Origin of the sequence: Hyella patelloides LEGE 07179 (assembly GCF_900659865.1) — a bacterium.
GTDB lineage: Bacteria > Cyanobacteriota > Cyanobacteriia > Cyanobacteriales > Xenococcaceae > Hyella > Hyella patelloides.
On sequence record NZ_LR213930.1, the window covers coordinates 1 to 15,480 of the forward strand.

Annotated in this window: 10 protein-coding genes and 2 pseudogenes; 7 read left to right on the forward strand and 5 right to left on the reverse strand. The window is 36.2% G+C overall.

What is annotated here, in order from left to right:
* Positions 1 to 184, reverse strand: a pseudogene (locus H1P_RS21615) (IS66 family transposase); the annotation flags it as partial.
* 85 nt (positions 185 to 269) lie between these two features.
* Between H1P_RS21615 and H1P_RS21620 the strand changes: the two are divergent.
* Positions 270 to 962 (forward strand): annotated as a pseudogene (locus H1P_RS21620) (group II intron maturase-specific domain-containing protein); the annotation flags it as partial.
* Between the two features lie 125 nt (positions 963 to 1,087).
* On the opposite strand, the gene H1P_RS21625 reads toward H1P_RS21620, so the two are convergent.
* Positions 1,088 to 2,716 carry an ABC transporter substrate-binding protein gene (locus H1P_RS21625; protein ID WP_246141879.1) on the reverse strand — a complete coding sequence of 543 codons (1,629 nt, stop codon included), beginning with the start codon at positions 2,714 to 2,716 and terminating at the stop codon, positions 1,088 to 1,090.
* A gap of 437 nt (positions 2,717 to 3,153) precedes the next feature.
* Between H1P_RS21625 and H1P_RS21630 the strand changes: the two genes are divergently transcribed.
* The 4 genes from H1P_RS21630 (at position 3,154) to H1P_RS21645 (ending at position 10,811) form a co-directional block, all read left to right on the forward strand.
* Positions 3,154 to 7,497: a 3'-5' exonuclease gene (locus H1P_RS21630; RefSeq protein WP_144871238.1), complete on the forward strand. Its 4,344-nt coding sequence runs from the start codon at positions 3,154 to 3,156 to the stop codon at positions 7,495 to 7,497.
* Positions 7,498 to 8,135: 638 nt separating this feature from the next.
* Entirely contained in the window at positions 8,136 to 8,474 is a 339-nt protein-coding gene (locus H1P_RS21635; RefSeq protein ID WP_144871239.1) for a Mo-dependent nitrogenase C-terminal domain-containing protein, read from the forward strand.
* 62 nt (positions 8,475 to 8,536) lie between these two features.
* Positions 8,537 to 9,307: a hypothetical protein gene (locus tag H1P_RS21640; protein WP_144871241.1), complete on the forward strand. Its 771-nt coding sequence runs from the start codon at positions 8,537 to 8,539 to the stop codon at positions 9,305 to 9,307.
* A 385-nt stretch (positions 9,308 to 9,692) separates the two neighbouring features.
* Positions 9,693 to 10,811, forward strand: a complete 1,119-nt coding sequence (locus tag H1P_RS21645) for an ABC transporter ATP-binding protein (protein ID WP_144871243.1) — start codon at positions 9,693 to 9,695, stop codon at positions 10,809 to 10,811.
* Between the two features lie 124 nt (positions 10,812 to 10,935).
* On the opposite strand, the gene H1P_RS36350 is transcribed toward H1P_RS21645, so the two are convergent.
* Positions 10,936 to 11,106, reverse strand: coding sequence for a hypothetical protein (locus H1P_RS36350; RefSeq protein WP_186376074.1), 171 nt, complete (start codon positions 11,104 to 11,106; stop codon positions 10,936 to 10,938).
* Positions 11,107 to 11,679: 573 nt separating this feature from the next.
* Here H1P_RS36350 and H1P_RS21650 point away from each other — a divergent pair.
* The gene (locus H1P_RS21650) at positions 11,680 to 11,916 is read left to right on the forward strand and encodes a hypothetical protein (RefSeq protein WP_144871245.1); all 237 of its coding nucleotides are present in this window, start codon (positions 11,680 to 11,682) and stop codon (positions 11,914 to 11,916) included.
* 120 nt (positions 11,917 to 12,036) lie between these two features.
* Here H1P_RS21650 and H1P_RS21655 read toward each other — a convergent pair whose 3' ends face one another.
* Positions 12,037 to 12,912: a mechanosensitive ion channel family protein gene (locus tag H1P_RS21655; RefSeq protein WP_144871247.1), complete on the reverse strand. Its 876-nt coding sequence runs from the start codon at positions 12,910 to 12,912 to the stop codon at positions 12,037 to 12,039.
* 126 nt (positions 12,913 to 13,038) lie between these two features.
* Here H1P_RS21655 and murJ point away from each other — a divergent pair, with 126 nt between their 5' ends.
* Positions 13,039 to 14,697, forward strand: coding sequence for a murein biosynthesis integral membrane protein MurJ (gene murJ, locus H1P_RS21660; RefSeq protein ID WP_144871249.1), 1,659 nt, complete (start codon positions 13,039 to 13,041; stop codon positions 14,695 to 14,697).
* 39 nt (positions 14,698 to 14,736) lie between these two features.
* Here the strand turns inward: murJ and H1P_RS21665 are convergent.
* Positions 14,737 to 15,480, reverse strand: a 744-nt coding sequence (locus H1P_RS21665; protein WP_144871251.1) for a proteasome-type protease, incomplete at its 5' end; no start/stop codon positions are given.

Genomic DNA, 15,480 nt, shown 5'->3' on the forward strand with positions numbered 1-15,480 from the left:
AAGCATAAGGGCTATCTTTCGATGGAGGCTGAGAGCTATTTTCTGAACTCTGTTGCTGCTTTTCCCATAAATCTGTGGCTAATTGATGTAAATTTTTGGCAACTTCAACCAATCTCTCTTGATTGAGGGACTTGAAGTAGTCTTCATTCATCTGTGCCAAGTCATCTTTATCTAATCCAGCCATAATTCATAGCATACATCAATTCGCTGTTCTGAGAATTATTTGACTTCGATTTCTGGTTTTTTAGGGGGGGGGAATGAACGATTACGCCTCGACAGATGGGTTTGACTTCCTTGGATGGCACTTTTACGTCCAGAAATCAAACGGTAAGTTTAAAAGTACTCCCTCAGTGGAAAACTTCAAAGCTTTCCGAACTAAAGTTAAACACATCGTCAACAACTCTAATTATGGCGCGTCAACAAAAGTATCAAAGCTAGCACCCATTGTTAGAGGATGGCGAAACTATCACAAGTACTGCAAGATGGACGGTTCGAGGTTCAGCCTGTGGAACTTAGCCCACAGAACGTTTAAAACGTTCCTAAAAACAAAAACCATAAACCGATACCAAGCAGAAGAAAAGGTAAAAATAGTCTTCCCCAGTGTAGGTTACTCAGAGAACAGTTTCAACAACGTAAAAGGGGATAAATCCCCCTTTGACGGAGATATCAACTACTGGTCGAAGAGAAACAGCATCCTCTATGACGGATATACAGCTAGAACACTCAGAAAACAAAGTCATTCATGCGGACATTGCGGTCTGAAATTTCTTGATAATGAAAAAGTGGAACTGCATCACATTGACAACAACCACAATAATTGGAAAGCTAACAATCTACTAGCAATCCACAGTAGTTGTCATCATTATATCCACATGAGCAAAAGTCGGAAAGACCCAGGTTTTCGGAAGCTGGATACACGGAAACGGGTACGTCCAGATTTTACAGAGAGGGGCGAGAGATAATACTCTCCCTCGACTCTACCCAAGCACGGTTTTGAAGCAGAGGGTAGGAAGGCGACTTCCTGCTCGACTGTAACGTGCGACTTGTTGGGCGTGGTAAAAATTTACATCCCAAATAGCTTCGCTATTTATTGCTTGTTAATTGTCCAAAAGGGGATGTTTTGACTGGGATTGATAGTTACCCCTGCAACATTATTTTGAGCAAAGGCGTATTCTTTGGTTTGCCACAGGGGGATATATGGAACATCTTCAGCTAAAGTTTCTTGTAGCTGAGAAAAGATTGCTTTACGGGTTTCGGGTTCGGTTTCTTGGCGTTGTTGCTCAATTAATTCATTGACTTGATTGCTGTAGTAGAATGAGCCTCTACTTTGGGCTGCACCTTCTTCACAACCTGTGGTTTCTGAGCCTTTACTACAACCAATAAAGGGTTGTATGTAGTTGTCTGCATCGAGAAAATCAGGATACCAGTCTGCTAATGCAGCTTGATAGATACCTTTTCCGATATTGCCAAAGAAAGATGCCGATTCAACACTACTGGGTATAAATTGAATCATGCCTTCGAGTTTTTGCTCTGCAAGGGCTTTGAGAGTTTCTGCCACAATACCCCTAGTAATTGAACCTGAAGGATACCAAATTTCGATGACTGCGGGGTTACTAGCAGAATAACCAGCTTGAGTCAGTAATTCTTTGGCTTTAGCTGTGTTGGCATCACCATAAACAGTTTGAAAAGTAGGCTGATAGACATCGAAAGTAGTGGGAATTAAACTATAAACTGCTTCTCCTTGTCCTTGCAACACTCTTTGATTAATTAAAGCACGATCCATTAAAGCTGCGATCGCTTGCCTAACTTCTGGCTTATTTAGGGGTTCTTGCTGCAAATTTAAGCTTAAAAAGCTAACATTTGTGCCTGATGCTTCGATTATCTGCCATTTATTGTCTTCTTCTCCATCTAGCAAGCTTTTGATCTGATTGGGATCGAGAGATTGGTAAGCTACATCCACCGCACCAGTAAGGAAGCTGTTATAAAGGTTAGCGGAGTTACCCGCATAGATTTGCATGTTAATTCCTTCATTGGCTGGTTTGTCTCCCCAATAGTTTTCATTGGCATCTAAAGCGATCGCATCACTACCAAACTGTGCTAATTTATATTTACCTGTACTGATTAATGTATTGGGATTAAATTCGCCCGCACCGATTTTGTAAGCTTGAGGAGAAACCGCACAAGTACCAGGAAAGGCTAGTAAGGCAGGAAATGCGGAAAAGGGTTGTTTTAAAGTTATAGTTAATTCGTATTCTCCTGTAGCTGCTACTGTGTTTACAACATCTCCTAATAAAAAGGCTGGTTTTCCTCCATTGGTCATAAAGCGATTCAGAGAAAATGCCATTGCTTCGGCGTTAAAAGGAGTACCATCTTGAAAAGTAACTCCCTGGCGTACAGGAATTATATAGGTTAAACCATCTTCGCTAATATTGGGCATTTCTGTCGCTAGTAATGGCTCAATTTCTGTAGTACCTAATTTATAGGTATAAAGACTTTCTCCAACGTTATAAATGATGTTTAACCCTGCTAATTCGTAGTTATCCGCAGGATCGAGGGTACGGGGTTTGAGAGTCGTCCCAAGAGAAATACGATTATTATCAGTGGTGGTATTCGGGTTAGTAGGATTATCAGTTTGAGGTTGATTCCCGTTACAACCTACCGTTAAAGCAATACACAGCAAGCATAACCCGATATATTTTCCGAATTTAGCAAACATTGAGGAAAACCCGTGACTCATCATAGTATCAGTTGAGAAATATCCATCTCGCATGATACAGGGTAACGAATTTTTTGGCTGATTGGATTGGCGATCTGAAGCTTAAATCAGAGATCGCTATAATTTAATAGATCGAGGTGTCGAGCATGATAGTAATTAGAGCAACACAAATGTTGATTATTGTCCTAGATACTCTCCTTAAGAGAAAAACTGATACTTTCGATTCTCAGGTTGGGAATTGATTTTGAGGACAGATTTTAAGTAGTGTTTCTCTATTAGTATTTTAATTAAGTTTCATGCTTACTACTTAATTAAGGTACATAAATTAATTATTCTCGATCTTGATATTTAATCTATTTTTGATTTATTGATACATCCAAAATCAAGATTAAGGTTTTTAATTCAAGTCAACAACTAAAAAATTCGCAACCTAATTAATGTACGTCTATCGCACCAATAGTTTTAATGAGGAGTTAAAAAAATATCGAGAGTTCTCGTCTAGAGTTGAGAATTTCTGCTTTAAGTTAGAGACGATTAATTTTCTAGAGGCTCAAGACAAATTTGGTAGGTTACATTCTTATCTTAAACGGAAAGAAGGTAATTTTAGGTTGATTGCTAAAGTTATTAAAGTCAAAAGAGAACCTATTCTTTGTTTTCTCAAACTATACAGTAGAGGCGAGCCAGAATATAGGCATTTTTTGGTAAAAGTTAAACATCAAGATTGTTTATTTCAAGAGTATGATTTAATTTCTCAATTGAGTATTTGGTTAACTAAACAAAAAAATAAACGTCCTGAGATTACATCGGCTAATCTTGAAGATAGCTTGCGTATTTGGTTACAACGTCCAGATTGGAAAATTGATTCTTATGGAATTATTATCCATGAAAGTGAGCTTTGGTGTCGCAGTTTCAGCCAGGAAAAGGTTCGTAGTCAGGCTTCTGTTTATCGACAAATTATTGAAGAATTAATTAGCAAAATTAGTAATAATAATACTATTGGAACAGAGACTAATTGGTCTAATATTCGCTTTTATGGACGAGATGAGTTTTATATTATCTATAGCGATTTGATAACCAAAGAAAAGTCTCCAGAGCAGGTTTTACTTTTAATTACTCCTCTGTTGGGAATTCCCGATCGGGAAACAGTTAATCAGATTGTTGAACCTTTAGTTAATCATAATCTTGAATTAAGCTGGTGGCAAAAACGCCATAATTTGTCGTTAGATGATTTGGTTACCTATACTAAGCGTTCTTATCCTTGGTATTTAATTTCTGATGAAAAATTTTGGCTGAGAATTCAAGATGGAAATGGTGTTAATTTAGCATTGTCGGCAGAAGAAAAAGACCTATTACATTCTGTTTCTACTGAAGCATCTTTACCATTATTTCTTAATGGCAGGGCTGGTAGTGGTAAGTCTACCATGTTATTTTATTTGTTTGCTTATTACTGTCATCGTCATTTACAGTTGTGTCGCGAAACGCAACAAGATTTTTTAGCGAAACCCCATCCTTTATTTATTACCTATAGTCCGAATCTGTCTGATTTTGCCAAGGTAAAAGTACAGTCTATATTAAAGCATCACCATCATTTTTTAGAGGAAACTGATGATTTAGATAAGATACCTAATTTAGGGACATTTTTTAAATCCTTTCGTAGTTTTTTATTAAAGCTATTACCTACGTCAGAAAAAGCAAGATTTACCGATGAAAATCATATTTCTTTTCATCGATTTAGAGAATTATTTAGTTTTAGCGATCGCAATTTATCTCCAGAAAAATGCTGGTTGGTAATTCAAAATTTTATTAAAGGCTATGAATTAATTAGCAAAGATAGTTATTTAGAATCCCCTGAGAGATACCAGCAAATACCTAAAAAAGAAAAAGTTGTTACTGTAGAAGAATTTATCGAAATACGAGATAAAGTATGGCATTGGTATCATAACTATACCCAAGAATATAATCTTTGGGATGACCGCGATTTAGTCAGAAAAATTCTCGATCTAGGTTGTTATCAACCCCAATATACGGTAATTTTTTGTGATGAAGCTCAAGATTTTACGCGATTAGAGTTACAGTTAATTATGGGATTGTCGGTTTTTTCTCTATATAATTTAGAGCGAGAAACTATTTTTAGTTTACCTTTTGCTTTTGCAGGAGATCCTTTACAAACCCTTAATCCTACGGGCTTTCGTTGGGCTGGTTTTAAAGCTGCTTTCCATGATAAAGTATTGACTCCTTTGAATTTAGCAGAACAGTCTCAGGTTAGGCTCGAACTACAACAATTAAAGTATAATTATCGTTCTGCTGCTGCAATTGTTAAGGTGAATAATTTAATTCAACTGTGGCGCAAAGTTTTATTTGAGTTTAATGATATTGAACCGCAAAAGGCGAAAAAGTATAATAACTTTATTCCGCAAAAATTCATTATTGATAGTAATATTACTCTGGAAGATTTACAAAAAACTTTAAGCGATACAATCATTATAATTCCTTGTAATGAAGGTGCAGAAACAGATTTTATTGCTCAAGATAATCTTTTAAGTTCTCTATATCCAGAGGTAGCGACCAAAACTCCTTGGAATATTTTAAGTGCCATTTCAGCTAAAGGCTTAGAATTTAAACAAGTGATTTTATATCGCTTTGGAGAAGCTTGTACTCTTAATCTAAACAGCAGCGAAAATATAACAACAGAAGAAGATAAATACTTTTTAAATAAACTATACGTAGCTGCTTCGAGAGCAACAGAAAAACTCTTTGTTATTGACTCTTTAGATGGAGAAATTAGATTATGGTCTTATGCAAGCGATCGCAACTATTTAGAGCGTTTCTTATCTCAAATTGATGATGATACTAAAAAGCAACAATGGCAAGCCAATATCGAGCTAATTACTTTGGGAAATTCTATTTTAGACCTCAGTAACACTCATCTGGAATCTGATGCTTTAACTTTTGAAACCAACGGCATTAATAACAGCAATAAACTTCTTTTAGAAAGAGCGATCTCAGCCTATCAAAAATCTCAAAATAAAGCAAAAGCTGATTTTTGTCTGGCTTGGAAATTAAAGCTAGAACGTAATTTTTTAGCAGCAGGAAAGTTATTTTTAACTCTCAATAAAGTAACAGAGGCTGGGGATTGTTTTTGGGAAGCTATGGCATGGAATGAGCTACAACAATTGATTATTAAAGCTCAAAATCAGAATAATCAAGAACTAACACAGCTATTATTACTATCTCCTGTAATTAATTTTATGGTGCAAGTCAGTAGGAAGCATCAACCAGAGACAGCAAAATTAGCAACTCCAAATATTATTGAAATTACAGATTTTTTAACTACAGAATTACAACAAAACAACTTAATTGACGAGAGAGATAGTCAACCTTGGCAAATATTTTTAGATACTTATTGTAACCAGCTACAAAAATTACTTTCTAATCCTTCTATCCTTGCTCAAGATGATTGGTTGAAAATAACTCATATTTTAATTAACTATTTAGAAACAAGTACTACAAAAATCAAACAATTAATTGCTCACTGCTTATACTTGGGACGAGATTACAATCACGCAATTCGCTATTGGGAAGATCTGGATGATGATGTTATCGACTCCACCGAAGCTAAATCAACACATTACTATATAGCCAAAGCAAAAATAGCAAAACTCCCCCAAGGCTTACAATACTTATATCAAGGAAAACAATACCAAACTATTCTTCGTCTTTGGTTTAAAGCAGGATTAAAGTCAGAAACAGCTTGGTTAGAGTACGTTGCTTTAGCTTTTGAAGCAATTGGAGAAAATCATAATGCTCTACCTATTTACTGTCAGCTTAATCAACTAGAGCAAGTTCAACAATGTTGGGAAAAAATCAAACACCACGATCCCACTTTCAAACAATTTAAACAACTTATCAAGTATTATCTAAAACACCAGTATTGGGAGCGAGCAATCACGTTTGCTCAAGAAGAACTTAATAATCTCAGACTACAATGCTACTTTATCTATGGCTTGGCAAACTCCCAATTAACTCCTGACAATTTAACAAAACAGCAACGCCACAACTATCAAAAATTTATTCAACAATACCTTTTAAACAATCCCCAGTGGCAACAATACCTTACTGTAGAATATTTAGGGATTGCTCTAGAGAAAATAGGCTCTTTTCTAACCACGCTCTCTTTTTACGAACAATATATTAACTCCCCTGACAAACAGTTACAGCGATTTTCACGCGATCGCTGGATTGTAACTAAAAAGAAACAAATAGACTACTTTCGTGCGGGAGTACAAGTAGCTAAAATACAAAAAAGCCAACAAAAATTAACCGCTAACGCAAAACAATGGAATCTTAATCCCGACTCCATACCTCATAAAGCATCAATCACTCCCCTCAATAAATCCCTGTCTCCCCATTCCCAAAAACTATTAACCCCAACAAAACTATCTTTTGCTATCACGGGATTACCCTCCAATACCAAAATAAAAACCTTAGCTTCGGGTATTCAGCAGTTTCAGTTCAATCATTTATTATTACGCATAGCCGAATCTACCCAACACTTAGCCATTCTCGATCTTCTAAGTCACAAAACCATGCGTCTTGATTGGCATAGAGGAAAAATACAGATCGATAGTACCATCCTGGTTGCATCAGGAAATCAACCCCTATCTTTTAGTGATACCCAAGGACAGTATCAAGGTATGTTGTGGCGCGATACAAATCCCCGTTTGGAACTAACATTAGACGATCATCCAGAAATAATTAAGATTAAATTCAGTAATTTGTAGTATTTGTTACATAACAAACCTGCCACTTTTTTTTTGTAGCGTTATACTGTGTTGCGGGAGCTTCCAAAAACCATCTAAAACTATTAGTAAAGTAAGGTTGCCATTGGATTAAAACAAAGTACTAAATGTGAACTTGGTAGCGCAAAATACCAAACAAAACAACCTATTGTTATTTATCTAACAAAAATTAAACTCCAATCATCATTTTCTCAATAAAGAGTGTAAAAAGTTACAGTTTTTCGCAATTTTGTCTTGCAAAGTGCATAATTATTTTAGCATTGTCCACAGCAACGAAATACTAAGGAATTAGTCAAAAATTCAAACAATCTTTAGCGAAACTTTACGAACATTCGGTAGAAATGCTCAGGTATTTTACCCCCCAAGAGTCGGACAATATAGAAAGTGTCAAGCAGTTAATTGAGAACAACAAATATTAAACAATAATTGGTTATTGATTAGTAAATAGCTTAAATTTCTGAACCCTATCGGTAAGAATTCAAAGCTAAGACTATAGTTCAGTTAACTTTATAAGAAAAACTTTGAGGACTGGCATTCATGGCTTATTACAAACATATAAATAAGTAGTAAGCTACTCACCCCAGCCCTAAAAGTAGGAAGCAAAATCGAGTTTATTAATTATGAGTACTAAACAATACACAGTCAAACAGTTGATTCTCAGTAGTTGGATTCATCACCCCACTCATCATTCTCTACCTAAATTTGCGCCTCTTTCTCCTTTGAGAAATTGGTTAAATAATTTGGAAGTGAGCGATCGCCACTTTGCTCATAAATTGTGTCGTACTATACCAACTCAATGTCCCTTTGAACGCCAAATCAACTTTTTGGGACGTACTCTTCTCCGTATCCCTCCTTTGTGCAAACTAAATCCTCTCTATAACGAAGTAGTTGCCCTACGTTTTCGTGCTATTTGTTTTTTAGCAGATGAATGTGGTGAAGATGTGAGTTCTTACTGCTAAAATACATATCTACCACTAAATTGCTTCTGACAGGAGGTAACTTTTGTCAGCCCATTGGAGATATGGCTATCATTGCTTTAAGAGCTTGGTATATCAAGCAGTACGAACCTCTTAAACAAGTATTAGAAAAACCCTGTGATTTACGTCTGAATCGCAACAGCCTCCTCAAAACAGGTATGCGTGCGGATTTTCTAGATGAAAGAATCGTGGTACAAGCAACAAAATGGTTTGCAGCTTACTTAGAAGGCTCAGCAGTGGAATTTTACATCGAAGGAAGTGGTTATTACATTATCTCCAACATTGACCTACTTTCCCAAGAAATCTACTTTACCAAACAACAATCCCTATCAGGGCTAGAGCCGATTATCTATTTTAGTCCTCAAACAGAGTATGCTGAGGTAAAAGACAGTATTCTCGACACCTTAAACAATACTGTAGCAGCTTTCAACGAGCGATCGCGCATTCCTTTAAAACTGGAAATATCTCCCCGTCCCCAAGACACCCCTTTAAGGCTTAGCAATAGTCAATTTAAGAAAATAAGCAAAAGCTTGCTATATATTGCCGATACCACACCCATAGCATCAATTTCAGGGGAAAATAACCAAAAATTGCTTCTCAGTTCCAACGTCTGTGTAGAAATTGGCTATGCTTTAGAAACCAAAGACATCGGACAAATACTACTCCTCAGAAGCGAAAGCAAAAATTTAACAGGAGACTTACCCTTTGATGTCTCTGGATATAAAGAATTAATCTTTAAACAAGATCGAGATTTGCAAGTAAACCTACCCAAGCTTATGAAAACCCTGCTACAGAGGTTTACTCTTTTTGTTTAAGGAAAGAAAGATAAGTAATAAGTAAAAATTGGCGTTGGTGATTTAAGTAATGACGTACATAATGCTACTATTCGTAGCTTTAAGCTCTAAGCTCTAAGCTCTAAGCTCTAAGCTCTAAGCTCTAAGCTCTAGGCTCTAAGCTTTTTTTATAATTAGAGAAAAGCGACAATTGCCAAAATCATACCTTAATTCACCAATGCCTAAAAATTAAATAAAAACTAATTACTAAATCATCTTGACTACTGATTCCTAATTCCTAATGCGCGATCTTCCTCATAGGAAAAATAGGGGATCGATGCTATGCTAATTGATAGCTGTTGAGAACAATTCTTAAAAAGCTCAAATAAAACTCATCAAAAGCGCAATATTTCATCTGTTTGGTTATATGGAAGTATCTTCGATCCTACAACTAAAAAAAGTCACTAAAAAATATCCTTCTGCTTCAATTCCTGCTGTAGATGAAGTAAGTCTCACTCTCAAGCAAGGAGAATTATTAGGACTGTTAGGACCTTCAGGGTGTGGTAAAACAACTTTATTGCGGATAGTAGCGGGTTTTGAAAAGATTTCTCAGGGAGAAGTAGAATTAGCAGGAAAACTGATATGCGATCGCTATTGTAACACTCCCCCAGAAAAACGCAACACAGGAATGGTGTTTCAGGACTATGCTTTATTTCCTCATCTGACAGTAGCGGATAACATTGCTTTTGGTTTAAAAGGTAAAAAAAGTTTTGGTCGTCTTTCCTCCAAAGATATTAAGTACCGTATCGGAGAAGTACTCAACCTAGTAGGACTTTCTGGACTTGAAAAACGCTATCCTCATGAACTATCTGGGGGACAACAACAAAGAGTTGCACTAGCTAGAGCCTTAGCCCCACGACCTGCTTTAATATTATTAGACGAGCCTTTAAGTAACTTAGATGTTCAAGTACGTCATCGCCTCAGAGAAGAAATTAGACGTATTTTGAAAGCAGCAGGAATATCAGCTATCTTTGTAACCCACGACCGCGAAGAAGCTTTAGCTATCTCCGATCAAATTGCCGTGATGCGCGATGGTAAATTAGAACAGGTAGGAACACCAGAAGAAATATACACAAAACCAGGTTCTCGTTTTGTTGCAGAATTTGTCACCCAAGCTAACTTTTTAACGGCGAAAAGAGAGGGAGAATTGTGGAAAACCGAAATCGGCGAAGTCGATCTTAAATCTCTGTTAGCAACTCAACAAGAAGACGGTCTCAACCTTATAGATCGAGCAGAAGTAATGTTACGCCAAGAAGATATTATCTTAACTCCTGATTGTAATTCTTCTGTGGTAGTTAAAGAAAGACAATTTCTCGGCAGAGAATATCGTTATTGCTTGGAAACCGCTTCGGGAAAAAGACTTCATGCAAGAACCAACATTAGTAACGCGGTAGATGTGGGTACAAACGTTAATTTATCAATGATTCAAGCCAAACCCCTTATTTTTCCCTTTGCCAATTTGAATAAGAATAAAGTTACTATTTAATTTTGTTATTGGTTAGTAGTTAAGTCGCTCTAGGGTGAGCGAAAAAATGTGTTGGGACTTGGGGACTTGGGGACAATTATTTCCCTATCTCCCTACCTCCCTACTCCCCTAATTTCCTATCTCCCTATTTACCACGGTAAATTTCCCTCACCCGTCGCTCTACCCACCTACTTATCAAACGTTCAACAGCATAATTCCCCTGATGACTGCGATTTTCGATGCTCTCAATGATTAAAGCCCAATAGTATTCATCATCAAACACTAAATAGTTATGGTTAAAAATACTGACTCTCAATAGCTTAAAAGCAAATTAGCGTTATCTGTATTAATTTATACTAATTTTGGAATTACTATATTATTTCCCAAAGTAATATTTGACAGTTATTATTTACCCCGTGTACGACTTTTTTAACTAGCTAACAGCTTTAAGCTCCAAGACGGGGCGTATCCCCAAGAGACAGCCCCTCCTCTAAGCCAGGTTTAACTTCTCCACTTCTGGCATAGTGGAATAGGGCGCGCGTGGAGGTCATACTAAATCCGTTTCAAGCGATTCAAGCTTATAGCTTATAGCTAATGGCAAGCGAGCTAATTTAAAGTCATTGATTTTATTGGCTTTCAGAAATAAAGATTTACTAAAAATACTCTGAAAGTATTATTCTCTCGTAGAAAGTTGCACATCACGTTATTATTTAGTAATAAATAAATAATAGTTGTAGCTATAAATACTTATTTGGATATGTTCTTATTTTTAAGATCTCAGTAAAAACTATGAAAGCAATTTCAGGTATATTCTGAGGAAATTGCGGTTTAATTTCTGAGTTGACGTAGGTTAATCTGGGTTATTATCTAGATTAGAGGACATTCGATAATGTGGTATTTAACAGTATCAGCAATAGTCTTTTGTTATTGGTTAGGACTATTTATTGCCGATAGATCGACTCCAAACACTCATATAGCATCATGGCTTATTTTATTCGTTGCACCTTTATTCTGGCCGATTGTACTTCCTATTTCTATTGTTGAATTAATGACTAAATCGTCTGGGCAAGAAACACAAGATTCTTCAGTAGATGAAACAGCAGAAGTTTATTATCAGAACAATTAAACCACAGCTACGAAGACAAATCTGAAGTTTTTAAGATAATTGTTCCAGGGATTAGATAGGGATTAGGAATTAGTCAACTATTACCTATCCTATAACTTCACTTCTCAAACTAGACGGGATTTAGTTAAGTTCCTTATCCTGATAATCATTATATTTATCTTGGTCATAGTGATATACAGTCCGAATAGGATAAGGTATATTAATTGCTGCTGCATCACAAGCTTTTTTAATCGCTATTATTGCTGTAGTTTTAATCTGATTGACTTCTTTTTGTTCGGGTAATGTCCAATAACGAATTTTGAAATCAATCGCACTGTCACTGAAATTAACAACATCAATTATTGGTGTTGGTTCAGCAACGACTCCTTCGACTTGTGTAATAGCTTCTAATAATAAATGTTTGGCTTCTGGTAAAGAAGTATTGTAATCTAGACCTACAGCAAGATCGGTACGTCGATAAGAATAAGCGGTTAATACTTTTACTGCATAGGTAAAAACTGCGGAATTAGGAATTAAAACTTTTTCTCCTTCATAGGTTTTAATCTGAGTAGTACGGATGCTGATATGTTCGACCTTACCTTGAAAAGAATCAACAATTATTTCATCACCAATTCTAAAAGGCTCTTCAATCAACAAAATAACTCCTGCAAGAAAGTTTTTGAAAATATCTTGAAAAGCAAAACCAATCGCAACAGAACCAATACCTAAAGTTGCAATAATATCTCCGATACTAAAATTTTCAAAAGCAAATACACAAGCGAGTAAAATACCTGTTGTCCAAACTCCTACTTGGGTAGTTTTTTTTAGTAAAATTTGTAATGAAGTACTTTTCAGTGTTTTTCTACCTGCTGCTTCGGCTATTTTTTGCATAAATTGAGCCATATAGCGAGTTAAAAACAAGATGCACAAAGCGGTCAGTAATGAGGGAATAGCTTTAATTGCTGTGCCTAATAGCTCTTGTAAACTATTAGTAACTGTTTCTAAAACTTGATTCATTTTTGTTATTTTTTATTTTTCAATACTTGTTTTAGCATTACTTTAAAAAATTGCCCAAGATAAAATAACAATTTGCGGTACTTGACTCACAGATACTACTAATTTGAAGTATGAAGTAAATAATAAATGAGCAATATCGATCGCAGTTCTGCTAGTATGACTTCGATCAATGTATTTATTGTTCTTGTGTCTGTTAACAACAAATCATCTCGCTCTTTAGCTAATATAGCTGGTATAGTTGCGGTGGCAACTCTGGTTAGTAAACTGTTTGGTTTAGTCAGAGAACAAATTATTGCTGCTGCTTTTGGTGTGGGTACTGTAGTTAATGCCTATGCCTATGCTTACGTAATTCCAGGCTTTTTATTAATTTTGCTTGGCGGTATTAATGGTCCTTTTCACAGTGCCTTAATTAGTGTTTTAGCGAAGAGAGATAAGTCGGAAGCTGCACCTATTGTCGAGACGGTAACAACCCTAGTAACGGTAATTTTGTTAGTGGTTACGGTTGTATTAGTAGTGTTTGCTGGTACTTTTATCGATCTTCTCGCACCAGGTTTAGATACGGAAGTCAGACAAATTGCTATTTTACAGTTGCAAATTATGTCCCCTGTGGCTATGTTAGCAGGATTGATTGGTATTGGCTTTGGAACGCTAAACGCTGCGGATAGTTACTTTTTGCCCAGTATTAGTCCCTTATTTTCTAGCATTACCATTGTGGTTATTATGGGCTGTCTGTTATTGCAAATCGGAGACAAGATTAACACTCCTCAGTATCTTACTACAGGAGCGATCGCTTTAGCAGGAGCAACCCTTGCAGGGGCTATTTTACAGTGGCTGGCACAGTTAATCGTACAATGGCGCACTGGGATGGGAAAGTTACGCTTACGTTTTGACTGGCGCATTCCTGGGGTAATGGATGTCTTGAAGGTAATGGCACCAGCTACTTTATCTTCGGGGATGTTACAAATTAATGTTTATACTGATTTGTTTTTTGCTTCTTTTATTCCTGGTGCAGCAGCAGCAATGCGTTATGGAAATTTTATTGCACTGACACCTTTAGGAATTATTTCTAATACTATCTTAGTCCCATTTTTACCTGTATTTTCTCGGTTAGCTGCTCCTGAAAATTGGTCAGAATTAAAGGTTAGAATTCGTCAAGGGTTATTTTTAACCGCTTTAACTATGTTGCCGTTAACGGCAATTTTCATATCTTTAGCGTTGCCAATTGTCAAATTAGTCTACGAGCGATCGCAATTTGATGATAATGCAGCCAGACAAGTTGCTCCTTTATTAATGGCTTATGGCTTGGGTTTGTTGTTCTATTTAGCTAGAGATGTTTTGGTCAGAGTTTTCTATGCTTTAGGAGATGGAGAAACTCCTTTTAGGATTAGTATCATCAATATTTTTCTCAATGCAATTTTAGATTTTCTACTGGTTAATGCCTTTGCTGCTCCTGGTTTAGTTATGGCAACTATTGGGGTTAATATTGTTTCAATGGTGATTTTTTTATGGCTTTTAAATAAACGTCTCAATGGTTTACCTTTAGGACAATGGAGTAAATCATTATTTGGTTTATTGATAGCAACAGTCTTAGCCAGTGGAGCAAGTTACGGTGTTAGCTATGTTTGGCAACAGTATCTAGGAAATAATGGTTTGTTATTGTTATTTCAATTAGTAGTAGCTTCTTTAGTTGCAGTTATAGTATTTTTTGTCGCCATTCTTCCTCTACGGTTACCAGAAGTAGCAATGTTACTGGGAAAAATCAAGCAAAAATTAGGACGCAGTTAAATAGTTAATAAATTTTGTCTTGCCTACCTATACTGTTGTTCAGTCAATCAAAACATCTTCTTCTAATTCGCTTGATTCTTGTTTCCACTCAATATCTGGCATTGCTTCAAAAGCTTGACGTACTGATTGTTCCCACAGTTTGCGAATTTTAGCAATATAGGGCGCACCAAGACGTAATTCTAGTTTATGCCTAATATCAAAGCTATCGGTTTCATACATTACCAAGTTAATAGGAGGACCTACAGAAATATTAGATTTCATGGTCGAATCGAGAGATAGTAAAGCACATTTAGCTACATCTTCCAGAGGAGTATTATAAGTTATAGTGCGGTCTAGTATTGGTTTTCCGTATTTAGTTTCACCAATTTGCAGAAAAGGAGTTTCTGGGGTGGCTTGAATAAAGTTTCCCTGGGGATAAATCAAATATAATTGTGGTGCTTCCCCTTTAATTTGACCTGCTAGTAAAAAGTTGCAACGACTATCAATGTTGTCTTTTTCTAACCACTGACGGTCTAATTCTTGAATTTCTCGGCTTTTATTGCCAATATATTGAGCTACATCGTACATATTGCCTAGAGTGTGCAAACTTTTCTCTTCTTGATTTTGAATGTCCCGATTTAATCTCGTTAACACTCCTTGAGATACGGAAAGATTACCAGAGGTACAAATAATAATTGCTCTTTCTTCTGGTAAAGACAAGTCAAACAGTTTTTTATAGCTAGAGATGTAGTCTACTCCTGCATTGGTACGGGAATCAGCAGCCATTACAATACCAAATTGATT